General features: G+C 43.7%; 23 protein-coding genes. 13 read left to right on the top strand and 10 right to left on the bottom strand.

What is annotated here, in order from left to right; all coding sequences use genetic code 11:
- Positions 1–130: 130 nt before the first annotated feature.
- Positions 131–1,198, top strand: coding sequence for a ferredoxin reductase (locus PAE54_RS06515; protein ID WP_273776977.1), 1,068 nt, complete (start codon positions 131–133; stop codon positions 1,196–1,198).
- A gap of 12 nt (positions 1,199–1,210) precedes the next feature.
- A complete protein-coding gene (locus tag PAE54_RS06510; protein WP_442784384.1) occupies positions 1,211–2,329 on the top strand; it encodes a fatty acid desaturase family protein in 1,119 nt (372 codons plus the stop codon).
- A gap of 85 nt (positions 2,330–2,414) precedes the next feature.
- On the opposite strand, the gene PAE54_RS06505 is transcribed toward PAE54_RS06510, so the two are convergent.
- Both PAE54_RS06505 and PAE54_RS06500 read right to left on the bottom strand, forming a co-directional pair.
- Positions 2,415–2,894, bottom strand: a complete 480-nt coding sequence (locus PAE54_RS06505; RefSeq protein WP_273776975.1) for a hypothetical protein — start codon at positions 2,892–2,894, stop codon at positions 2,415–2,417.
- Between the two features lie 162 nt (positions 2,895–3,056).
- On the bottom strand, positions 3,057–3,758 hold the full coding sequence (locus PAE54_RS06500) for an SIMPL domain-containing protein (protein ID WP_326518843.1): 702 nt from the start codon (positions 3,756–3,758) through the stop codon (positions 3,057–3,059).
- A gap of 482 nt (positions 3,759–4,240) precedes the next feature.
- Between PAE54_RS06500 and PAE54_RS06495 the strand changes: the two genes are divergently transcribed.
- The 8 genes from PAE54_RS06495 to PAE54_RS06460 all read left to right on the top strand — a co-directional run bounded on the left by PAE54_RS06495 (position 4,241) and on the right by PAE54_RS06460 (position 14,196).
- Positions 4,241–5,611: a diaminobutyrate--2-oxoglutarate transaminase gene (locus PAE54_RS06495; protein WP_273776970.1), complete on the top strand. Its 1,371-nt coding sequence runs from the start codon at positions 4,241–4,243 to the stop codon at positions 5,609–5,611.
- A gap of 2 nt (positions 5,612–5,613) precedes the next feature.
- On the top strand, positions 5,614–7,146 hold the full coding sequence (locus PAE54_RS06490; protein ID WP_326518842.1) for a pyridoxal phosphate-dependent decarboxylase family protein: 1,533 nt from the start codon (positions 5,614–5,616) through the stop codon (positions 7,144–7,146).
- A gap of 318 nt (positions 7,147–7,464) precedes the next feature.
- Positions 7,465–8,496, top strand: coding sequence for a substrate-binding domain-containing protein (locus PAE54_RS06485; protein WP_326518841.1), 1,032 nt, complete (start codon positions 7,465–7,467; stop codon positions 8,494–8,496).
- Between the two features lie 105 nt (positions 8,497–8,601).
- Positions 8,602–9,981, top strand: a complete 1,380-nt coding sequence (gene pstC, locus PAE54_RS06480) for a phosphate ABC transporter permease subunit PstC (protein WP_326518840.1) — start codon at positions 8,602–8,604, stop codon at positions 9,979–9,981.
- Complete coding sequence (gene pstA, locus PAE54_RS06475; protein WP_326518839.1) at positions 9,978–11,354, top strand: phosphate ABC transporter permease PstA; 1,377 nt, start codon at positions 9,978–9,980, stop codon at positions 11,352–11,354. Before pstC ends, pstA begins: the two co-directional genes overlap by 4 nt.
- Positions 11,355–11,367: 13 nt before the next feature.
- Positions 11,368–12,282 carry a phosphate ABC transporter ATP-binding protein PstB gene (gene pstB, locus PAE54_RS06470; protein WP_273776960.1) on the top strand — a complete coding sequence of 305 codons (915 nt, stop codon included), beginning with the start codon at positions 11,368–11,370 and terminating at the stop codon, positions 12,280–12,282.
- 138 nt (positions 12,283–12,420) lie between these two features.
- The gene (sohB, locus tag PAE54_RS06465; protein WP_326518861.1) at positions 12,421–13,383 is read left to right on the top strand and encodes a protease SohB; all 963 of its coding nucleotides are present in this window, start codon (positions 12,421–12,423) and stop codon (positions 13,381–13,383) included.
- Between the two features lie 198 nt (positions 13,384–13,581).
- Positions 13,582–14,196, top strand: a complete 615-nt coding sequence (locus PAE54_RS06460; protein WP_326518838.1) for a cytochrome b/b6 domain-containing protein — start codon at positions 13,582–13,584, stop codon at positions 14,194–14,196.
- A gap of 94 nt (positions 14,197–14,290) precedes the next feature.
- On the opposite strand, the gene PAE54_RS06455 is transcribed toward PAE54_RS06460, so the two are convergent.
- From PAE54_RS06455 to PAE54_RS06420, 8 genes are all read right to left on the bottom strand, one after another.
- Entirely contained in the window at positions 14,291–14,938 is a 648-nt protein-coding gene (locus tag PAE54_RS06455) for a DUF2238 domain-containing protein (RefSeq protein ID WP_326518837.1), read from the bottom strand.
- Positions 14,939–15,014: 76 nt separating this feature from the next.
- Positions 15,015–16,403 (bottom strand): adenylosuccinate lyase, encoded by a 1,389-nt coding sequence (gene purB, locus PAE54_RS06450; protein ID WP_326518836.1) that lies wholly within the window; start codon positions 16,401–16,403, stop codon positions 15,015–15,017.
- 53 nt (positions 16,404–16,456) lie between these two features.
- Entirely contained in the window at positions 16,457–17,188 is a 732-nt protein-coding gene (hflD, locus tag PAE54_RS06445; RefSeq protein ID WP_273776955.1) for a high frequency lysogenization protein HflD, read from the bottom strand.
- A gap of 13 nt (positions 17,189–17,201) precedes the next feature.
- A complete protein-coding gene (mnmA, locus tag PAE54_RS06440; protein WP_273776953.1) occupies positions 17,202–18,335 on the bottom strand; it encodes a tRNA 2-thiouridine(34) synthase MnmA in 1,134 nt (377 codons plus the stop codon).
- A 4-nt stretch (positions 18,336–18,339) separates the two neighbouring features.
- Positions 18,340–18,825: an NUDIX hydrolase gene (locus PAE54_RS06435; protein WP_273776951.1), complete on the bottom strand. Its 486-nt coding sequence runs from the start codon at positions 18,823–18,825 to the stop codon at positions 18,340–18,342.
- 133 nt (positions 18,826–18,958) lie between these two features.
- Positions 18,959–19,507, bottom strand: a complete 549-nt coding sequence (locus tag PAE54_RS06430; RefSeq protein ID WP_273776950.1) for a gamma carbonic anhydrase family protein — start codon at positions 19,505–19,507, stop codon at positions 18,959–18,961.
- 93 nt (positions 19,508–19,600) lie between these two features.
- Positions 19,601–20,749 carry a D-alanyl-D-alanine carboxypeptidase PBP5/6 gene (gene dacC, locus PAE54_RS06425; RefSeq protein WP_273776948.1) on the bottom strand — a complete coding sequence of 383 codons (1,149 nt, stop codon included), beginning with the start codon at positions 20,747–20,749 and terminating at the stop codon, positions 19,601–19,603.
- A 112-nt stretch (positions 20,750–20,861) separates the two neighbouring features.
- Positions 20,862–21,200, bottom strand: coding sequence for an MCR_0457 family protein (locus tag PAE54_RS06420; protein ID WP_273776947.1), 339 nt, complete (start codon positions 21,198–21,200; stop codon positions 20,862–20,864).
- Positions 21,201–21,559: 359 nt separating this feature from the next.
- Between PAE54_RS06420 and surE the strand changes: the two genes are divergently transcribed.
- From surE to PAE54_RS06405, 3 genes are all read left to right on the top strand, one after another.
- Positions 21,560–22,336, top strand: coding sequence for a 5'/3'-nucleotidase SurE (surE, locus tag PAE54_RS06415; RefSeq protein WP_326518835.1), 777 nt, complete (start codon positions 21,560–21,562; stop codon positions 22,334–22,336).
- A 124-nt stretch (positions 22,337–22,460) separates the two neighbouring features.
- Positions 22,461–23,270: a peptidoglycan DD-metalloendopeptidase family protein gene (locus tag PAE54_RS06410; RefSeq protein ID WP_326518834.1), complete on the top strand. Its 810-nt coding sequence runs from the start codon at positions 22,461–22,463 to the stop codon at positions 23,268–23,270.
- A 94-nt stretch (positions 23,271–23,364) separates the two neighbouring features.
- Positions 23,365–24,294 carry a LysR family transcriptional regulator gene (locus tag PAE54_RS06405; RefSeq protein WP_326518833.1) on the top strand — a complete coding sequence of 310 codons (930 nt, stop codon included), beginning with the start codon at positions 23,365–23,367 and terminating at the stop codon, positions 24,292–24,294.
- The last annotated feature ends 32 nt before the right edge of the window (positions 24,295–24,326 follow it).

The raw sequence follows: 24,326 nt of genomic DNA, 5'->3' as shown, positions 1-24,326 counted from the left end.
CATGATTTGGACATCTCTTCGGATTATAGCCACAACACTGCAGCTTGGGAAATGTAATAAATTGCACGAATGTATATACAAATATATATACACATGTATAATAATTAAAAATCATCAGAGTTCAGATGTCATGCAAGCTCTACAAAAACGAAAATCTCCCCTGAATATCCTTGCGGAAGCGGTTTTCGATCCGAATGCAGCAAATTTTTGGTTGCAAAAGATCAACCCTATGTGGTCCGTTCAACAAGCCTTGGGCCAAATTACACAGAAAGAAACCACTGCCAACGGGATTGTCAGTCTGACATTACGTTGCAATCGTCACTTTGTGATGGGGCAGGCAGGGCAGCATCATCCGGTTTTTGTTGAGATCAAAGGCCGTCGTTATGAGCGGACGTATAGTCTGACTCGCATTGACGCTGAACATGTCATGCTTACCGTGAAAAAAGTTGAGCAGGGGCTAGTCAGCACCTGGCTGGTTGAGCAGGCACAAGTGGGCGACGTCATTGAATTTGGTCAGCCTTATGGTGACATGCAGCTTCCACAACAAATACAACCGTTGTTGTTACTCGCAGCCGGTAGCGGGATTACCCCAATGTTGAGCTTGCTTACAGCCTTGCTTGAACAGGATAAGGCCGAGCAAACACCGGTACAATTGTGGTACTGGGTGAAAACCCATCAGGATGTTGCGTTTAAAGCACGTTTTGAACAAATGGCAGACCAGCATCCTCAGTTTCAGTTCAAAGTATTCTATACCCAGGATGTTGAAGCGGATCAGCGCTTAAATGCCCGTCATCTTGAAGACCTGCAACAGCTTGATCAGCTGACTGTTTATGCTTGTGGTCCGTCTGGATTCGTCTCGACAGCAGAGCAATTGTTTACTGGTGCAGCACAGTTCAAAGGTGAAGCTTTTAGTCTGACCCAGTTGGCTTCAGATGAAACTGGTTTCGTCAATATTACCCTGAGTAAATCCAACAAGACTGTGGCTATTCCAAAAGGCCAGTCTATCCTGGTGGGCTTGGAACAAGCCAACCTGAACCCAGAATATGGTTGCCGTATGGGAATCTGCCATAAATGCGTCTGTAACAAGGTGCAAGGTGCAACGAAAAACTTAGTCAATGGTGCACAAAGTACAGAGCCAGGTGATGCGCTCAAATTGTGTGTAAACGCAGCCCAGTCTGACCTTGTGATTGATCTTTAAGAGTATTGTTCTATGAATATGCCAGCGAATATTGCATCAAAAGTTGCATCTAAAATCCAATATTTTAAAAACCCGAAAAACCGTGAATTAAGCAAAACCGAACTGGATGAACTCGCTAAAGAGCTTGATGCCATCAAGCAAGAAGTTCTGGATGATTTGGGTGAACAAGATGCTAAGTACATCCGCAAGATCTATTCAGCAGTGCGTTATACCGGGATTTCCGGCCGTGCTTTGCTTTTTGCAGGCTGGTTCCCACCAGCGTGGGTGTTAGGTACAGGCTTGTTGGGCGTGTCTAAAATTCTAGAAAACATGGAATTAGGCCATAACGTTATGCACGGCCAGTATGACTGGATGAACGATCCAAAATTCAAGGGTCAAACTTTTGAATGGGACATCGTGGGGACTGCAGACAACTGGCGTCAAACCCATAACTACAAACATCATACCTATACCAATATTAAAGGTATGGATGATGATATCGGTTATGGTTTGCTACGCTTATTCCCAGAACAACGCTGGAAACCAGGTTACTTGTTACAACCGATTTATAGTGTCCCATTCTGCTTGCTGTTCCAGTGGGGCGTTGCGATTCAGAACCTGGAAATTGGTAAAGTATGGATGGGCCGCAAAACCAAGCAGGAACTGAAAGAAGAATGGAAACCTTTACAGAAGAAAATTGGCAAACAGCTGTTTAAAGATTATGTTTTCTTCCCGTTAATTGCTGGTCCGGCTGCATTACCTGTGTTTCTAGGCAACCTGGCAGCGAATGGTATTCGTAATGTATGGACCTTTAGTGTGATTTTCTGCGGTCACTTTACTAAAGATGTGGAAGTGTTCCCGAAAACCGTTCTACAAGACGAAAGCCGTGGTCACTGGTATATGCGCCAGATTCGTGGTTCCTCAAACTTAACGGGTTCAGAGCTGTTCCATATCATGACAGGTCACTTGAGCCATCAGATTGAGCATCACCTTTATCCAGATATTCCAGCACGTCGTTACCGTAAAATGGCACCAAAAGTTGAAGCCGTATGTAAAAAATATGGTTTGAACTATAACAATGCCAGCCTGGTTAAACAGTATGGACAGGTGATTGGTCGTATTTTCAAATACGCGTTGCCTTTTAACAAATAAGACTGAATAAACCCAAAATAAAAACCCCCAAATAGTGACCTATTTGGGGGTTTTTCATTATCTAGTGATGAATTCAAGATAGATCTTAGAGGCTTGAGCATTGCTCGGCTTTGTTGCCCAGAATCTCGTTTTGCTGACCTTGCGGATTTTGTAAGTTATTGGAGCAGGTCATATTGCCTTGAATGGTATTTTGACTGACCTGGATCTGTGCTTTGTTATTTTCTAAAGCTAAATTTCCAAGAATAAGATTGTTTATTAAATCTACACGATGTCCGTTTTCTAGTTGAATATTACCATTAAAACGACTGCTTTTAGCAGACACGTGGTCAAAGGTATCATGTGATTCCAGATTGCCTTTAATGGTGACCTGATTTAAATGCAACGAGGCTTGGTTCTCCAGTAAAACATTGCCCGTAACCGTCACTTTTTCCAAAGAACAGTTCTTTTTGACCTGAATATTACTATAAATAGTGCGATTTTTGATGGATCCTTCACATTGTAGATCTGCTGCCCACAAGGGAAGACTACAGCCAGCGATGAGACTAAATAACAGTATTTTCTTCATTGAGGTCGTCCTACATGTTGTTATTCTTATCATTTGCTTCATTAATGTACTGTGAACTAATTCATTTTCACAATATCCGAGATGTAAAGATTTATAAAGTAAAACTTCATAGTGCTTTAGTGGGAGTCAAGAGGATGAGTAAACTCACCCTCTTCATTTGACTTATTTTAATTGAATACTGCCATTTGCATTGACGCTGATTTTTGATTCACCTGCACTCATGTCTTGTACAGGCATGGCCTCTGCACTCGCCAATTTACTCATGCTGCTACGTACCATTGGCTGTGGAAAATAGTTGTTGGTGTTGAGATTGAGGTTAACCAAAGTGTACTGATTTTTGTTCCAAGCCTTACTGACGGCTTGTGCACGCTGTTGAAAGTTTTTCGAAGCTTCGATCATCAATTCGTTTTCAACAGTTTTTCGTTGCTGGTCAGATACACTAAAGCTAATCGATTCAGTTTGGAAATTCTGCTGTAATTCACTGATGAGCTGACTGGCAGCTTTAAAATCCTGACTATTGATCTGGATTTCTGCACGACCCCGCCATTCTTTCAGTTTACGGTTATCCGTATCATAAATCGGGTAAGTGCTCTGCGAACCCGTTTTTACTTTCACCTGAGGATATTTGCGTGCAGTCTGTATTGCTTGAGACATTAATTGGTTCATCTGAGCAGCAAGTTCGGCAGGCTGTCGGTTGGATTTTTCAATAAACAGAATGGCTTGCATTTCGTCATTAGACATCTCACGTGAGGCCTCGGCTTGTAGATTGATAATTTGATAATTCAGACTTTCTACGGGTTGAGCTTGCACATGGGCAAGTACTGAACTGCTCAGTAAAACGCTAGATAAGATAAAACGACGCATATTGTTAACCTTGTTTGTTGATTCTTAAGAAATTGTTGGCTGTTGTGTAAGATAATAATTCTACTCTATGAGTCTATTAGGTAGATTTTGTCTTTAAATTGTAATGAAGGGTAGTTTGCTTGGGCAGGTTTTCTATAAAAAAACAATAAATATCAATCGATTAATTTTGATGAAAGAGGATGATGCTACGAGGTAGAAACATGTGGAATAAATCGTATAAAAATTAAAGTTTTCTTTGGCTTGTCACATAGTATGATGATAATTCAATCTAATAATGAGATTGATAAAGTTTTTCCATGAATCTAGCTCGGTAAACTGCACAAAATACGTTTATTTTCTTTGAAAATTAGGTATCATCGCGCTCCTAGTTATAAGATATATAACACTGTTGTGTCTTCACTAGATTCTAACAAGCACCGAGTCAAAGGACCACAAGTCACCAGACTTATTTCTTTTACCCTTATCAGAGATGGTAATCCGATATGAGCGTTACTTCTGTAAACCCTGCCACCAATTCCACTAACGAATACTACTTGACTCGCCAAAGTCAAATGGAATCGAATGTGCGTAGCTATCCGCGTAAATTACCGCTAGCAATTGCACAAGCACATGGTTGCTGGGTTACTGATGTTGAAGGTACAAAGTACCTTGATTGTTTAGCTGGGGCAGGGACATTGGCTTTAGGTCATAACCATCCTGCGGTGATCAAAAGTATCCAGGATACCCTTGCAAGTGGTCTTCCTTTGCACACTTTGGACTTAACTACTCCATTAAAAGATGCATTTACAGAAGCTTTACTTTCTCACTTGCCAGGTGGTAAAGAAGAATATTGCTTACAGTTCTGTGGACCTTCTGGTGCCGATGCGACTGAAGCTGCGATCAAGCTTGCGAAAACGTATACAGGCCGCAGTTCAGTGATCAGTTTTTCTGGTGGCTACCATGGTATGACCCATGGCTCTTTGGCCATGACAGGTAACCTGAGTGCTAAAAATGCAGTTAATGGCTTGATGCCAGGCGTACAGTTCATGCCATATCCGCATGAATATCGTTGCCCGTTAGGTTTAGGTGGTGAAGCAGGTGTTGACGCTTTAACTTACTACTTTGAACAGTTTATTGAAGATGTAGAAAGCGGTGTGACAAAACCGGCTGCCGTGATTCTTGAAGCAATTCAAGGTGAAGGCGGTGTGGTTATTGCACCAACAAAATGGTTGCAAAAAATCCGTGAAGTGACTGAAAAACACAACATCGTGTTAATTCTAGACGAAGTTCAAGCTGGCTTTGCCCGTTCAGGTAAAATGTTTGCTTTTGAACATGCTGGTATTGAGCCGGATGTTGTGGTGATGTCTAAAGCCGTTGGTGGTAGCTTGCCACTTGCGGTACTCGGTATCAAACGTAAATTTGATGCATGGCAACCTGCAGGTCACACGGGTACTTTCCGTGGTAACCAGTTAGCGATGGGTACAGGTCTAGCTTCACTGCAAGTGATCAAAGAGCAAAACCTTGCACAAAATGCACAAGAACGCGGTGATTTCCTGCAAGCAGAAATGAAAAAACTTGCTGCTGAATTCCCATGTATTGGTCATGTTCGTGGTCGTGGTTTGATGCTTGGTATTGAAATCGTTGATGAACGCCAGCAACCAAATCATATTGGTGCTTATCCTGCGGATGCACAATTGGCTGCTGCGATTCAAACAGCGTGTTTCAACAACCAGTTGTTGCTGGAAAAAGGTGGTCGTAACGGTACAGTGATCCGTCTACTTTGCCCGTTGATCATTACTCAAGACGAATGTGTTGAAGTGATCGCTCGCTTCAAGAAAGCCGTTGCTGAAGCATTGAAAGCGGTACGAGGCTAATCATGGTTGATTTTGCAGAACATCGTAAAGCGTTACTCTGCAATGATGCGCAGTCTATTGCTGACTATGAGTCAGCAATGGCTGAAGCAACGCACGCAGTTGCAGCATGGTTGCAAAACGACAAAATGTATACGGGTGGTAGCATCAAGGAATTGCGTAAAGCAATTGCTTTCCACCCGTCAAGAGAAGGTTTAGGTGTCCATAAAGCGCTTGAACGTATGGTTGAGCTTTTCCTGAATAAAAGCTTGAAAGTTCACCATCCTCATTCATTGGCACATTTACACTGCCCAACCATGGTGACCAGCCAGATTGCAGAAGTGTTGATCAATGCCACCAACCAATCGATGGACTCTTGGGATCAAAGTCCTGCAGGTTCATTGATGGAAGTGCAGCTGATTGACTGGCTCCGCCAAAAAGTCGGTTATGGTTCAGGCCAGGCAGGTGTGTTCACCTCAGGTGGTACTCAATCTAACCTGATGGGTGTGTTGCTGGCGCGTGACGCGTGTATTTCCAAGAACTGGAAAGACGAGAACGGTAATCCATGGTCAGTACAACGTGATGGTATCCCTGCAGAAGCGATGCGTAACGTTAAAGTGATCTGTTCGGAAAATGCACACTTCTCGGTACAAAAGAACATGGCCATGATGGGCATGGGCTTCCAGTCTGTTGTGACGGTTCCAGTCAACGCAAATGCTCAAATGGATGTGGATGCCCTGGATAAAACCATGGCGCATTTACAGGCAGAAGGCAAAATCGTGGCGTGTGTTGTTGCAACTGCGGGAACAACCGATGCCGGTGCGATTGATCCATTGAAGCAGATCCGTGAGATCACCAATAAATATGGCGCATGGATGCATATCGATGCTGCTTGGGGTGGTGCGCTGATTCTGTCTAATGAATACCGTGGCATGCTGGATGGGATTGAATTGTCCGATTCGATTACGCTGGACTTCCACAAGCATTATTTCCAGACGATTTCGTGCGGTGCTTTCTTGCTAAAAGATGAAGCGAACTATCGTTTCATGCACTACGAAGCAGAATATCTGAACTCTGCATACGACGAAGAGCATGGTGTACCAAACCTGGTGTCTAAGTCATTACAAACGACTCGCCGTTTTGATGCATTGAAACTTTGGATGACCGTTGAAGCCCTGGGTGAAGAGCTCTATGGCTCTATGATTGACCATGGTGTGAAACTGACACGTGAAGTCGCGGATTACATCAAGCAAACTCAAGGCTTGGAGTTGCTGGTTGAGCCGCAATTTGCATCTGTGCTGTTCCGTGTGGTGCCAGAAGGCTATCCTGCTGAGTTCCTTGATACTTTGAACCAGAACGTTGCAGATGAGCTGTTTGCGCGTGGTGAAGCCAATATTGGTGTAACCAAGGTAGGGCAGGTTCAGTCATTAAAAATGACTACCCTCAGCCCAGTGGCGACACTCGACAATGTTAAAGCGTTGTTGACTCAGGTGCTGGCAGAAGCAGACCGTATTAAAGATGCGATTGCAACTGGAACGTATGTGCCGCCAATCGATTAATTTCGATATTTCTGCACTGAAAAATCTGTAGTATCTAGAAACGGTCACCTTAGTGGCCGTTTTTATTGTCTTAATTTTGCATTAAAAAAAATATTACAAACAATGTGATCATTTTCACAAAGAAATATTTTGTGTTACATATTGAAAATTAAAGAATTTTAATAAAATCAAAGATAAGACGATAAAAATCATCAAAGCGTCATCAAGTTGTCACTTAATTGTCATATTTTAAAATCAAAATGCACCTATCGAAAATGTACAGCGCACTACAAAAAAGTGACGTACAGCAAACTACATTCACATTAAAGAGAGAAGAGCATGCGCTTCAGCCCACGTCAAATCGCAATCGCTTTAGCTGTATCAGGTGCCACTATTGCTACTGCAGCTAACGCAGCACGTGACACTATCCAGATTGCTGGTTCATCAACTGTACTTCCATACGCAAGTATCGTTGCTGAAGAATTCGGTAATACTTTCCCACAATTCAAAACACCAGTTGTTGGTTCTGGCGGCTCTTCAGCTGGTTTAAAACAGTTCTGTCAAGGTGTTGGTGACAATACTATCGACGTTGCAAACTCATCTCGTAAAATTAAAGATACAGAATTAGCTGCTTGTAAAAAAGCCGGTGTAACTAAAGTACACGAAATCAAAATCGGTTATGACGGTATTGTATTTGCTTCAAACTCGCATAAAGCCGCTTTTAAATTGAAGCCTTACCATGTATTTGCTGCATTGTCTGCACAATTACCATCTAAAGGTAAGTTGGTTGCTAACCCATATACGCGTTGGAACCAGATTGATAAATCACTTCCAAACGAACCAATCACTTTGGTAATTCCAGCATCTAACCACGGTACACGTGAAGTGTTCCAAGAGAAAATGGTTGAAGCAGGTTGTGAAGCGTACGAATACTTCAAAAACCTAGATAAAGATGCTCAGAAAAAAGCATGTTCTACTTTCCGTAAAGACGGTCGCGTAATTGAAATCGCGGGTGACTATACTGAAACTCTAGCACGTTTGAAAACTTCTCCAAGCGCTGTAGGTGTATTCGGTCTAGGCTTCTATGATCAAAACCGTGACAAATTGCGTGTTGCAACTGTAAACAACGTTGTACCAAGCGAAGCAACGATCCTTTCAGGTAAGTACCCTGTATCTCGTCCACTTTACTTCTATGTGAAAGGCGAGCACTTGAAATCAATCAAAGGCTTACCACAATACGTAGAATACTTCCTGAACAAGAAAGTATCTGGTAAAGGTTCTAAATTGGATCGCGCTGGCTTGATCTCAATGAGCGATGCAGAACGTGCAAAAGTACTTGCAGCGTTCAAAGCAGGTAAAACTGTAAACTAAGTTTAAACAAATCAGAGCTGATGCTAGAGAAAGTCTAGCATCGGCTTTTTTTGCTAAATCGAGGTTTTTTCAAAGAATGAAAATTGAAAAAACAGTGGAGAATACATGAATCTGCTACTAATTGGCGTATTATTGGCTCTTGTAGCAATTGCGTATCAGATTGGGCTTCGTAAGAGCCGTACTCTAGCAGGTCAGGGAAATAACTCGGCTTCTTTGCATTCACGTCCTGGTTACTATGGGGCATTGGTTGCATTGTGGTGTGGCATCCCTGCTTTTTTAATTTTGATTGTTTGGGGTTTTGCTGAACCGACCATTCTTCGTCACCTGGTTCTAACCAATCTGCCTGCAGCTGTTGCAGCAGGGATGGATCAGGCAGCTGTTGAAGTGCTTATGGATCGCGTACAGTCGATTGCATCAGGTTTTGGTGTAAGTGATCAACCTGCCGCTTATGAAGTGGCTGCAGCACAACAACTGGCGAAAATGCAAAGTATCAGTGCATACGCTAAATTAGCTGTCATTATTAGTGTTGCCTTGGCTGGTTTGGTCTGGGCGAAAAAACATGTGAGCCAGCAATATCGTGCGCGTAACCAGGTGGAACGTGTCATTAATGTTGCCTTGGCTTTGTGTTCAGGTGTTGCAATCTTGACCACTGTGGGCATTGTGATGTCCATGTTCGGTGAAGCAATGCATTTCTTCCGTTTTGTCAGCCCTGTTGATTTCTTCTTTGGAACTGAATGGAACCCGGGTTTCAGTACTTCAGGTAATGCCGAAGGTAGCTACGGTTTACTTCCACTGTTGTGGGGTACATTGATGGTGAGTGGGATCGCCTTACTGGTTGCGGTACCGATCGGTTTGATGATCGCGATTTATCTTGCAGAATACGCTTCTGCGCGTTTGCGTTCTTGGGCTAAACCAACCATTGAAGTGCTTGCAGGTATTCCAACGATTGTATATGGCGTATTCGCCATGATGGTCATTGGTCCATTCTTTAAAATGCTCGGTGATAGTGTCGGTCTGGAAATCAATGCAACAAGTGCACTGACCGCAGGTTTTGTAATGGGTATTATGATTATCCCATTCGTTTCATCTTTATCAGATGACATTATTACTCAGGTACCTCGTGCACTCCGTGATGGTTCTTTGGGACTTGGCGCAACCAAATCGGAAACGATTCGTCAAGTGGTTTTACCTGCTGCCTTACCAGGGATTACTGGTGCGTTCCTGCTTGCTGTATCTCGTGCAGTGGGTGAAACCATGATTGTGGTTCTTGCTGCGGGTAACAGTCCGTTACTGCATGCAAACCCATTTGAAGCCGTTTCAACCGTGACTGTGACCATTGTGAAACAGCTAACAGGTGATACTGACTTCTCTAGTCCACAAGCATTGGTGGCATTTGCATTGGGTCTTACGTTATTCGTGATTACCCTAGGTTTGAACATCATCGCACTTTACATCGTGCGTAAATACCGCGAGCAATACGAATGAGTACATCCAATACCTCTCTTCTGGACCAAAATGCCGCTCAATTACGTGAAGAGCGTAAAGACAAGATCACGAAATCTTTGGCTAAACGTCACCGCAAAGAAAAGACTTTCCGTTTGTTTGGTCTTTCCGCTGTCGTGGTGGGCTTGTTTTTCGTAGCGCTATTATTTGGTAGCATCATGTCAAAAGGCTTGCCTGCATTCTGGCAAGCGAGCATCACGATTCCGGTATATTTCGATCCTGATCTGATTGATGCTGGTCCACAACCGGCCAAGAATGCCAATGAGAACCCAGCACAATACCAGGCGCGCTATGTCGAATGGCAAACCAAGATGGGTATGGTGGATTGGGATGCACTGATTGTGAATGGCATGATTGCAAAAGATCCAACGCTTGAAGCTCGTCGTGATTATCTCAACAGTGTTTATACCAGTTCTGAAGCGTATCGTTTACGTGACATGGTGATGGCGGACCCTGCGTTAATTGGTCAAAAGAAAGAAATGACCTTTCTTGCAGATGCCAACGTTGATGTCTGGATGAGCGGTAAAATTGACCGTAGCTTGCCAGATGATCAACAACAGCTTGATGCAGATACTCGTAAGCTGATTGATGATCTAGAAGCAAAAGGAATTTTGGAAAGCAAGTTCAACACCAATATCTTTACTAATCCAGATTCACGCAGTTCGCCAGCAACTTCAGGTATGGCTGGCGCATTCATGGGCTCATTGTTCATGATGCTGATCGTTATCCTAATTTCAATTCCAATTGGTGTGGCGAGTGCGATTTATCTTGAAGAATTTGCACCAAAAAATATCTGGACTGATATTATTGAAGTGAACATCAACAACCTTGCTGCTGTTCCATCGATTGTCTTTGGTTTGCTCGGTGCTGCGATCTTCATTGGCTGGATGCATTTGCCTTTGTCTGCACCCGTGGTGGGTGGTTTAGTGTTAAGTTTATTAACGCTTCCAACGGTGATCATTACTACACGTGCATCGCTAAAAGCTGTACCTCCTTCGATTCGTCAGGCAGCTTTGGGACTTGGTGCATCTAAAGTACAAACGGTTTTCCATCATGTCTTGCCATTAGCACTTCCAGGCATCATGACGGGTGCGATTATCGGTGTTGCACATGCATTGGGCGAAACTGCGCCACTGCTATTGATTGGTATGAGTGCCTTCGTTGCCAGCATTCCTGCGACTCCAATGGATCAGGCAACTGCTTTACCAGTACAAGTCTACTTATGGCAGGGTAACGAGTTACGCAACTTCTTTGAAGGTCGTACTGCTGCAGCGATTATTGTACTTCTTGCCTTGATGATCGGACTAAACAGTCTAGCCATCTGGCTACGTAAAAAATTCGAAGTGCGTTGGTAATTGAGGCCACACCATGAATACTCTTGATGTAACAAATTCCTTAAAACAGGATAAAGCTGTGAATTCTGAACATACACAATTTACTTCTCAGTCTACTGAGCCAAGCCGTCCAAGCACTTCGTTTACTTCGCAATTCGAAACTGGTACTTCAAGCAAAAAAAATGCGGATAAAACCGTCAAAATCAGTACCAATGATGTGCATGTGTACTATGGTGAAGCTGAAGCCATCAAAGGGATCGATTTAGAGATCTATCAAAATGAAGTGATTGCCTTCATCGGTCCTTCAGGTTGTGGTAAATCGACCTTCCTACGTACTTTAAACCGTATGAATGACACGATTGATTCATGTCGTGTGACAGGTAAAGTCATGCTGGATAACCAGGATATTTATGATCCAAATCTAGATGTGGTCTTGCTGCGCGCACAAGTAGGAATGGTATTCCAAAAACCAAACCCATTCCCGAAATCAATCTTTGATAACGTGGCTTATGGCCCGAAATTGCATGGTTTGGCACGTGACAAATATGATCTGGAAGAAATCGTAGAGAACAGCTTACGCAAAGCCGGTCTTTGGGATGAAGTTAAAGATCGTTTGAACCAGCCAGGAACAGGTCTTTCAGGTGGTCAGCAACAACGTTTGTGTATCGCGCGTACTATTGCCGTGAGTCCCGAAGTGATCTTGATGGATGAACCATGTTCTGCACTTGATCCAATCGCGACAGCAAAAGTCGAAGAATTGATTTCTGAATTATCGACTCAGTACACCATTGCGATTGTGACGCACTCAATGCAACAGGCTGCACGTGTGTCGGACCGTACAGCATACTTCCACTTAGGTGACTTGATTGAAGTGAACTCAACTGAGAAAGTCTTCACTCAACCTGACCATCAGTTGACAGAAGCGTACATTACCGGACGTTTCGGTTAATCGATTTCCTCGGTGAAGGAGCCGTTTGCACTAGAGTGTGAACGGCTTTTTTATTCTCTATTGCAAAAAACATATTGAATTTTAAGCGATTGGCCTTCATCTTTATGATCGTAAATGAATTTTGAGAATAGTACCGGTATGTTATTTCACTTGCCTAAATTTCCAGCGGAACTTCATGTCACTCATTTGAATGCCCGAGTGAATGAGCAACGTAAAAAGATTGCACAAAATACAGCATCCAAATTTGAACTATTACAATTAAGTCAACAGCTGGCCAAAGAGGCAAGACTTCGCAAGAAACAAAAGCAGAAGATTTTTGTGATTGATTTCAAAGGAGATATACAGGCTTCAGCGGTTGAAAATCTGCGTGAAGAAATCACCCTGATTCTCGCTACAGCCAAAGCCGGACGTGATCGCGTGGTGGTGCGTCTAGAAAGCCCGGGAGGAATGGTGCATGGTTATGGTTTAGCTGCTGCGCAATTGGTGCGGTTACGTGATGCCGGTTTCCATTTGACCATTTGTGTCGATAAAGTTGCGGCGAGTGGGGGTTACATGATGGCATGTATCGCCAATGAGATTATTTCTGCACCATTTGCGGTGCTAGGCTCGATTGGGGTGGTGGCACAGGTGCCGAACTTTAATCGTTTGCTGAAAGAGCATCATGTAGATTTTGAGCTGTACACGGCGGGGGAATATAAGCGTACCGTCACCATGTTTGGTGAAAATACCGCAGAGGGTAAAGCCAAATTTGAGCAGGAATTACAGCAGACACATCGACTGTTCAAACATTTTGTTGAAAAGTACCGTCCTAAATTGAATGTTGAGAAGATTGCTACCGGTGAGCATTGGTATGGTCAGGATGCTCTGGATCTGAATTTGGTGGATCAGTTACAGACCTCAGATGAATATTTACTCGGATTATTGGCGCAACATGACATTTATGTGATCAGTACCCGCCGCAAGCCTACACTCGGTGAAAAGCTCGGATTACAGGCTGCACAACTGGCGGATCATGTCATCCCAACTCTGGTGGATAAGTTGATTAATCAGGTGACTAAGACTAATCACAGTCTCGTTCAGTTGCGTGATAGCCAGCTTTAATGATCTAGATGCTACTTTGTAAAAAGCACTGAATTTCAGTGCTTTTTATTTATTTAAAAGATTTACCGTGATGCTATGTATGATTTCTTGGTAAATTTGATCATTACAGATGTTTATTCATCAAAATATGCGTTGTCGTTTAATCATTGATTAAGTTAGAGATTGCAAAATAAGCATAATATTCGGGGGGAGTTATTCATGCAGGCCTTGCAGAGCAAGATTCATTTGGATAGCGCAATTCGCTTTCTGCATCTCATTATTATGTTGAGCTTTTTAGCCGCCTATTTGACCGGTGATAGCGAAGATTGGCATGATTGGCACATGATGTCTGGTTATACCTTGGCGATCAGTTTGGGATTGCGTCTGATGTGGCAATTTCTGGCACCGATGCTTGGAGTGAGTCAGCCGTTTGGTTTGCGTAAGCGGTTGACCATCGGCAAAAACTTTCTGCAGCGGGTTTTCAAAGCACCTGCTCATTTGATATCACAAGCTAGTTTGCAAGCCTTAAGTTCCGGCCTGTTTCAGGCCAGTATTTTGCTGATTTTTTTGGTGTTACCTTTTACTGTAATTTTTGGCTATGCTACAGAAAATACCTTTAATCATATGCTAAAAGAAATTCATGAATTTCTTGCTAACCTGTTTTTAACTGCCGTGCTGTTGCATATTGCATCGCTACTGTTGAATATGGGGGTTCAGAAAAAATTCTGGGCAAAAAAAATGTTCTGGGGACAGGAATTTTCAGGAACCGCTTTGTTCAGTATGGCTTTGATGCTAGGTGGGTTAATGGCTTTCTGGTATTGGTATCTCAGTTAATTGTGTTTGAATCATACATATAAAAGTTAGGATGATAAAAATGAAAATGGGCAAATCGATTTGCCCATTTTTTCTATAAAACGTCATAAATTGTTTAGTGAGGAACCTGTTTGTTTTTACGATGGGCCGCATATAAGGCAGGCAGGCCATATAACACCCCTCCTAGAATGGCTAAGAACATATCCTTATGGGCATCCCACGCATCGCCTTGTTGGCCATTATAGTTTTCTGCAGCTTCTGGTGACATGGTCAGTGCAATCCACCATTCCAGTAGCTCGTAAATTAAGCTGGAGGCCATAATAAACTGGATGGCGATCAGAAACAGGACATAGGGTTTGATCGGTGGTAGCCAGGCCTCAAATGTGCGGTAAATAAAAGGATAAAGTAATAAACCACATCCAAAATGGATGAGTCGGTCATACATATTGCGGGGCCAGCCCATAAATTGATCGAGATCAAATCCGAACTCGTGGATTAATAGTTCATTATAGGGGACATAAGAATATAGATAATGGGCACCGATGATGTGTAGGATCAAAAATACGTTGTAGAGATGGAACGCCCATAAGCTGTAACCAAAACGTTTATTCAGAAGAATTAACAAGATCACCATAACCACCGTGCCAGACTGATGTAGCAGGTAGGCAGCAAATTCAAGTGGATGAATTGATGCAAGCAGAGAGGCCAGTAGTACCAGTCCTAAACTGCCCCAATGGGCCATGCCAAAATTTTTATAGATCATGGGGATTATCGAGTTATTCTTAAAAATAAAAAAGCGAAGCATAGAGCTTCGCTTTTTGAATGTGAATTGTCAACAATTACAGTTTTTCAATTAACACCTTGATTTGTTTTGCTTGTTCAGCGGCATTACCGGTATAGCTTGCAGGTGTCATTTCAGCCAAACGTGCACGGTCAGCCGCAGGAACTTGTACAAGTTCTTCACCATTCACGAAATTCACCATCATGTCGCGAGTCATTGCTTGACCACGAGTAAGTGCTTTTAATTTCTCGTATGGTTTTTCTACGTTGTAACGACGCATTACCGTCTGGATTGGCTCTGCTAGAACTTCTTGAGCCTGATTAAGGTCTTCAAGTAAACGTGCAGCATTCAACTCAAGCTTACCAATCCCTTTTAAGCAGGCATCAAATGCGATCAAGCTTTGTGCAAAACCAACACCCATGTTACGTAATACTGTTGAGTCTGTAAGGTCACGCTGCCAGCGAGAAATAGGTAACTTTTCACCCAAGTGTGCCAATACGGCATTGGCAATTCCTAAGTTACCTTCAGAGTTTTCAAAGTCGATTGGGTTCACTTTGTGCGGCATAGTTGAAGAACCGACTTCGCCTTCTTTAAGTTTTTGTTTGAAATAACCCAAAGAAATATAACCCCAGACGTCACGGTTAAAGTCGATCAATATGGTGTTGAAACGACGTAACGCATCGAACAGTTCAGCCATGTAATCATGTGGTTCGATTTGTGTAGTGTATGGGTTGAATGTTAAGCCCAAAGATTCAACAAAGGCTTGTGAATGGCAAGCCCAGTCAATATTTGGGTAAGCAGACAGGTGCGCATTGTAGTTACCTACAGCACCGTTGATTTTGCCAAGTAATTCTACGTTATTGAATTGTTTGATTTGACGTGCCAAGCGGTAAGCGACGTTGGCCATTTCTTTACCCAAAGTGGTTGGGCTGGCAGTTTGACCGTGAGTACGAGACAACATTGGTTGGTCTGCATGGGTTTCAGCCAAAGCGACAATCGCATCCAAGATTTTTTGCATAGATGCTGCAAGCACTTCACGGCCATTTTTTAACATCAAGGCATGTGACAAGTTGTTGATGTCTTCAGACGTACAGGCAAAGTGAATAAACTCACCAGCATTTTTCAGTGCGTCAATCCCTGCAATTTTTTCTTTTAAGAAATATTCAACGGCTTTCACGTCATGGTTGGTCGTGCGTTCAATTTCTTTAATACGGTTAGCGTCATCTTCAGAGAATTGTGCGACGATTGCATCAAGTGCTGCATTGGTTTCATCTGAGAATGCAGGAACTTCAGTGATTTCAGGGCGGTTCGCCAAGGCTTGTAACCAACGTACTTCAACCGTTACACGAGCATGAATCAAGCCGAACTCAGAAAGGAAAGGGCGCAGCGCGTCACATTTGCTGGCATAACGTCCATCAAGTGGAGAAAGTGCGGTTAAAGCATTCATAGGGATTCCTTAATCATGGAATAAAGGTAAAAGTGAAAGTCTTTGCAGCATGGTTAAATGACCTGATACTGCAAACGGGCCAAATCTTGAATATCGTGCAATAGCTTACGCTTGCTAAAAATCATGTTCCAGGAGCTGCCACCCAGCTGACGCCACAGGTGCGCCAGTTGCAGGCCAGTAAACAGGCTGGCACGAATCCGGTTGGTGTGCTGGCTGTCTTTAAACGCTTCCGGATTTCCTCTGACCAGAATCCGCGGGTTGATCTGACCGGCGGTATCCACATAGGTCTGTGCCAGATTGGCAAGAATGCTTGGATGCAGATAATTATTGTCGAAGAAAGACAGCTGTTTCAGAATTTTTTGCTGTGATTGTTCAATAATTTCAACGTATTTGGGATTGCTATAGACTTTTTTTTCCAGTTGCAGCAGCGACATCGCATAGGAAAGCGGTAATTTGGCATGGCTGAGTTTGGGTAATTTGGATTTGGGCATCACCGAAAAGGGCTGGGTAATACTACTTTCCAATGTTTTAAGTCCCAAGGACACATCAGCCAACTGATGAAAAAAATCCAGCGTTTGGGTGGAATGATTGCGGGTGGGACGAATGTTCAGGCTGGCTTTGAGCAACTGTTCAAAATAGAAATTGCCACTTTCACCAATGCTGTGACGCCCGCTCATAGCCGTCATATGTGTGAGCTGGGCAGCCTGAAAAACACCAGCCAAGGCCAGTGCACGGTTTTGCCGTGTGCTTAAAGCGGGTGGTTGCTGAAAAGGTAGCTCAACCATGCCTGACATTCCTTTAAATAAAATCCGGTTTAGGTGCATTGGTCTGTAAAATGACCCCGCCACCCAAACAGCTCTCATCCTGATAAAATACCACGCTTTGGCCTGGTGTCACGGCACGTTGTGGCTCGTCAAACTCAACACGAATTCGGCTACTGTCTGGCGTATCGCGATACAGTGTGCAGGCTTGGTCTGGCTGACGGTAACGGGTTTTAGCTGTGCAGCGTAAACCATTCGCGGGAATTTCTTGTTCTCCAGCAACCCAGTCGACATTGTCTGTCCAGAGCATGGTGCTTTGCATCAGCGGATGCTCATGTCCTTGACCAACGACCAGACGATTGCCTTCAACATCTTTATACAGCACAAACCAGGCACCTTCTTGGGCACCTTTCATGCCACCGAGACCGATACCACCGCGCTGTCCCAAGGTGTAATACATCAGGCCATGATGCTCACCCACTTCCTGACCATTATCTAGCACGATCTTGCCGGGTTGAGCGGGTAAATATTGTTTAAGGAAATCATTAAAACGGCGTTCACCAATAAAGCAGATACCGGTTGAGTCTTTTTTCTTTGCGGTCACTAAACCTAATTCTTCGGCAATTTTACGCACCTGTGGTTTTTCAATTTCACCTACAGGGAAAAGGGTTTTATTGATTTCGCGACCATGTACTGCGTGCAAGAAATAGGTCTGATCTTTATTTTTATCCAAACCGCGCAGCAGAGGGGCGTAGGCTTCGCCTTTCGAATTGTAGAGTGTCTCACCTCGACGTGCGTAGTGGCCTGTGGCAATAAAATCTGCTCCCAGTGTCATCGCATGGTCGAGAAAAGCACGGAACTTGATTTCTTTATTGCAGAGAATATCCGGGTTCGGCGTACGGCCAGCTGCATATTCCGCCAGAAAATGTTCAAACACCCGGTCCCAGTATTCCATGGCAAAATTTGCAGTGTGCAACTTAATTCCGAGTTTGTCACATACAGCCTGCGCATCGGCCAAATCTTCCAGTGCTGTACAATATTCCGTGCCGTCATCTTCTTCCCAGTTTTTCATGAAAAGACCTTCAACCTGATACCCTTGTTGAAGTAATAGCGCTGCAGAAACAGAAGAATCTACACCACCTGACATACCGACAATGACACGTTGTTGCATAGGATTAGGCATCCAAATGAGAGGTTAATGAGGGAGAAAAATGCTCATAAATTAGCGACAGTGGATATTTCTGACCCGCTAGGGCATCTTGAATGGCTTTGATAACCAAAGGACTACGCGCACGTGCTGAAGCTTGCAGTTCATCTAAGCTCATCCAGCAAATGCCGGTAATACCATCGTCTAGCTCAGCTGAAGCATCATACTCAATGCTATGTGCCAAAAAACAGAAGCGGTAATAGGTACGATCAGGAAACATTGGCGGTGTATAGGTATAGATCCCGAGTAAGGAATCAATTTCCACCGTGTGGCCAGTTTCTTCTTGGGTCTCGCGGATCGCGGCCTGGATCAGGGTTTCCCCACATTCCACATGACCTGCAGGCTGATTGAAGACAGTATGAACCACCCCTTCAGTATGTTCTTCAACGAATAAATAACGCCCGTCTTTTTCTACGACAGTCGCAACAGTGACATGGGGTGTCCAAGCGGTCATCAAAAAGCACCATAGGATAAAAGTCGTATTCTACGAAATTTCTCGGTACATGGCTATGCCGATCTAACCGTGAGGTACCTGATATCAGATAAAATACTGATCATCAGGCTCACATGTCTAAACTAGCAAATCTTTAATCTGCAGCCTGATTGTCTTTATGGTGGTTCATGACCTTCACATAATGTAAGGCTGAATATGGCAAGAAGGCGATTTCTTTTTCGGTCAGTGGACGTACCTGCTGTACCGGACTTCCCACATACAGATAGCCGCTTTTTAATACCTTGCGTGGGGGTACCAGACTACCTGCACCAATCATCACGTTGTCTTCAATGATCACGTCATCGAGTACCACAGTATTGATCCCGATTAAGACCCGATTACCAATGCTACAGCCATGCAAGGTGACATGGTGGCCAATGGTGACATCTTCCCCGATGATGAGCGGAGAACCATTTGGTTTTACCTCATTTTTATGGCTGACATGCAGCATGGCATGATCTTGCACATTGCTATTACGGCCGATCTCAATGCTGTTGACATCCCCACGGATGACTGCAAAAGGCCAAACCGAAACATTTTCGGCCAGTTTGACATCGCCAATTACGACGGACATGTCATCAATATAACAGCTGGAATCAATTTGGGGCTGATGTTCGAGGTACGGCCGGATATTCTTTTGCATAGGTTTAGCTGAATTTTTATAGATAGGGATAAAGTATAAAATAAAAAAGCATTCATACCGTAGATATGAATGCTTTTTTGCAGCGACCTGAATTTAGAACAGGTTGCTGAAGAATTGCTTGATATGGTCAATCAGACGTGAGAAGAAGCCGGCTTCTTCTACTGGTTTTAAGGCAACGAGTGGTTTTTCAGCAATCACTTTACCATCTAGGCTTGCCACTAATTTACCAATCACCTGACCTTTTTGTAGTGGCGCATTCAGTTTAGGCTGAACCACCAACTGGGTTTTGATCTTGTCAGCTTGGCCTTTTGGCATAGTGACGTTGAAGTTTTCCGCTAGACCGATTTGTACTTCATTTTCTTTACCAAAATAGACTTTGCTCTTTGCAAGCACCTGATTGGCTGGCTGTACGTTAACGGTTTCAAAGTTCGCGTAGCCCCAAGCGAGCAGTTCACGTGTTTGTGAAGCACGTTCATTCATGCTTGGTGCACCAAAAATCACCGAGATCAGACGCATTGGACCACGTTTGCTGGATGTTGTCAGACAGTAACCAGCTTCTTCAGTATGACCGGTTTTTAAACCATCCACGCTTGGATCGGTATAAAGCAGGGCATTACGGTTACCTTGCTTGATACCGTTAAAGGTAAATTCTTTTTCTGAATAGATTGGATAATATTTTGAGCTGTCTTTAATGATGTGCTGTGCCAGTGTTGCCATATCTTTCGCTGTAGAGTAGTGACCTTCAGCTGGCATACCGGTTGAATTCATGAAGTGTGTATTGGTCATGCCAATACGTTTTGCTTCTTGGTTCATCGCATGAGCAAAAGTCCCTTCATTGCCAGAAATGTGCTCTGCCATGGCTTTAGAAGCATCGTTACCCGATTGAATAATAATCCCGCGCAGCATCTCCAATACGGTTGCCGTACCATTCAATGGGACATACATACAGGACTCTGTGCTGCTACCACGGCACCATGCGGATTCGTTCATGCGAACTTTTTCATTTTCCGTCAGTTCGCCTTTTAATAATTTTTGCTCGATGAGGTAACTGGTCATCATTTTGGTCATCGATGCAGGGGCTAGCTTTTCATTTTCATTTTTGGCAGCCAGGATTTGTCCCGTCTCGTAATCCATCAACACATATGATTTATTGTTTAATTCTGGTGGAGAGGATAAGACTGTTGCTGCATAAGAAAAACTAGGTATAAGTAACAATGCAGCAATGGCGCTTTTTCGGGTCATTCTAGGTGTTTCCAATCTTAGTACAGGGGCACAAACGAGCTAGCATTTTAGGACAAAGCAAAGCCGACTGCTATGGGCAAAGTCGGCTTATTTCAGAATGTATTGTAACTATTTAGTTTTTGCGATCGTAGGCCATGATCTCTTCACAGATTTGTTTATTTTCAGTATCTCCAGCCACTTGGGCATCGTTTTGAGCTTCTTTCAGGACTTTCTCGAATTGCGCTGTTTGGCTCAGTTGTTTTAATGCAGCAACGGGATCTTTTTCTTGTGGCAAATGTTCAGCGGCTAAGGCTGCCATCCCTTGCTTGAACTGTGGGTTATCACCGACCAATTTCGGGCAAATGTCCGACAAAACGTAAATCGCTGCCAGCTCTTCTTGAGTAATTTGCTGTTGAGTGACTTCAATATTTTCCGTAGAGGCTGCCTGAGTACTGCTCAGTACGAACGCCATGCTTAATCCGAGGCCATATGCACACGTTTTTATCCAGTTGAATTTCATGTTATTCCTGATGCGTCTTGATCAAACCATAATGCAAAATAGCCTAATGCTTTTGCAATCGAAATGTCGCAAAAAAATGTATCAATGCTGTTGCTTTGAATCACATGTCTGGGGTGTTATTTAAATAACTCATGTATGGTTTGAATGACTGTAGCGGGGCAACGAATAAACGCGAAGCTTATAGATCTAGGCTTACACCGAAGTTGTGAACCTGTTCATGTAATGACTGGATGAAACTGTTGAAGTCGCTATAATCCATAATCGATTTTGTATTTTTACTTTTCGCTGTTTATTAATAGATTGAGATTGTTGTGAATATTCTTCTTGCCAATGATGATGGTGTTTTTGCACCCGGGATTCAAGCACTTGCACACGCATTACGACCGTTAGGCCGTGTCGTGATTGTGGCACCAGAAAGCGAACGTAGCGGTTTTTCTAGTGCCCTAACCCTAGACCGCCCTTTACGTGCTGTACCGATTGCTGAAGATGTCTGGGCAGTCAATGGTACACCGGCGGATTGTGTATATTTATCTATGAATGGCCTGTTTGATTTCGAATTTGATCTGGTGGTCAGCGGCATTAACAGTGGTGCCAACCTTGGTGATGATGTGCTGTATTCGGGAACCGTGGGTGCTGCATTTGAAGGGCGTCTGATGAAACAGCCAGCACTTGCGGTTTCCTTGGCAGGGAGTAATGTTCGTTCTTATTTGCATCCGAATGATTATGCCGTTGCAGCAAAATGGATGCATGATTTTATTGCCGCAGGGGTGCCCAAATTGCCTCCACGCCATATCCTGAATATCAATATTCCAGATGTGGAAGAGCTACAGGGCGCACAGATTACCTATCAGGGCCGCCGGACACAGTCTAAACCGATTACCAGCCATGTCGATCCACGTGGCCGTCAAGTCTACTGGATCGGACTGGCCGGTGAAGCAGTTGCTGAACCTCGTAAAAATGTTGCTGATATTCAGTCCGATTTTTTTGCGGTTGCGAATGGTTACGTGAGCATTACCCCGATTCAGATGGATGCAACCAATTATGAGGTTCTCAGCAGTTTACAAAACCAATTAAGTGCAATGCGATAAAAACAAAATAGAATGTTATAACTTTGTGAAAAAGACAGCTGGATACAGGTGTTTTAGCTGTCTTTTTTGTTAACCTTAGCCCATCTTGATTTTTATGTTTGACTGAACCTGGAGAGGGAGATCAATGCAATTGCTTCGACAACAGCCATTCTTTTATGTGCCGACAAATATGCTAAAAACCATCGTGTTGTCCGTAGCCGTTGTTTCAACGATTGCACTGACTGGTTGTGCCTCTAAACCTCAAGTCAATAATCCTGCACGTTATGCGATTGCTCCTGAGTTCTACACTGTGCGTTCCGGAGATACCTTGAGTGGGATTGCTGCGCGCTACGGCTTGAGTTACACCAGTATTGCTGAAATGAATGATATTACACCGCCTTACCGGATTTATGTGAATCAGTCATTACGCCTGAAACAATCTGGGACAGCGCGTCGCAGTACTACGACCCAAGCTGTTACACAAGCTGCACCGATTCAACGTCAAAGTATGAATTTTCCGAGTGCCCCAGTCGTGAGCAGTCCACCTGTTCAATCAGCTACTTCGGTTGCAATTGCGAAAGCGAGTAACTTACGTTGGGTGAAACCAAGTAATGGTGCCGTGCTGCAAGGTTTCAATCTAGCCAGCAATGTGAAGGGGATTCGCTATGCGGGTAATATGGGGGATCCTGTATATGCAGCAGCAGATGGTCAGGTAGTCTACGCTGCAGATGGCTTAAAAGAATATGGCAATCTGGTGCTGATTAAGCATATTGATGGTTATATCACTGCCTATGCACATAACAGTAAAATGAATGTGAAAAGTGGTGAAAATGTGAAAGCAGGGCAGAAGATTGCTGAGATGGGATCGAGTGGAACCAATCGTGTGATGCTGGAGTTTCAGGTCCGTTTAGATGGTAAGCCGGTGAATCCTGTCGGTGTTTTACCAACTAATTGATAAAAATAATGCATTATGTGAAATTCCTCGTATAATACAATGAGTTGCTTTTATCAAAAAGGATGGAGCATCTCATAATTTCAGAGGGAAATTTATGTTAGACCAACTTCGAGCAATGGGTGTCTTTGCTTGTGTTGTAGAAAAAAGTTCATTCAGTGGTGCTGCCCGAGCTTTGGGCATTACCACCAGTGCTGTCAGCCAACAGATTCGCTCCTTAGAACATGAAATGGAAGTCACCCTTCTGCACCGTTCGACACGAAAGCTGAGTTTGACTGAGGCGGGCCAGACTTTTTTCCACAGCTGCCAAGAAATGCTCGCTGCTGCGGAACGCGGCAGAACGCGTATCAATGAATTGCGTGATGATCTGGTTGGTGAATTACGTATCGCTACGACGCCTGAATTGGGGGCAAACCATCTGGTGCCTGCTTTGTCGCACTGGATGGCGGCGCATCGTGGCCTATCCGTTAAAATAGAAACCAATAACCATGATGTCGACTTGATAGAAGGGCGGATTGATATTGCACTGCGGATGAGTCCTCAGGCAGAAGATCAGCATATTGCATCTGTACCATTAACACCGGTTGAACAGATTCTGGTTGCTGCACCGAGCTATTTAAATCAGACCGTACCGCTCACCCGGCCGGAAGATTTACAGCATCATGAACTGCTTCCAACCAATATCATCAAGAATGATCGGCATTTCGCATTTCAGCACAACAGCACTGGCGAAGCAGTTGAGGTTGAGATGAATGCCCGTTTGCATTCCAATAATGTTTCAGTCGCCAAATCCTTGTGTAAACAGGGCCACGGTATTGCACGCATTTTTTATCTGGATGTGCAAAAAGAATTAAAGAACGGGTCGTTAGTGGAAGTCCTTCCGGAATGGAAATTACCCGCGTTCACTTTATGTGCGATGATTTCGAAACAAGAACAACAACCGATTAAAATCCATCGCTGTGTTGATGCATTGAAACAATATTTTAGCCAGTTACCCGGTGGCCGAATTTTTCAAGACGCTTTATAAAAGCTGAAGAATAAAAAAAGCCGCGAACCGCG

This window comes from Acinetobacter minutum (assembly GCF_035916735.1).
GTDB lineage: Bacteria > Pseudomonadota > Gammaproteobacteria > Pseudomonadales > Moraxellaceae > Acinetobacter.
This window is presented reverse-complemented; position numbering and strand designations above follow the sequence as displayed.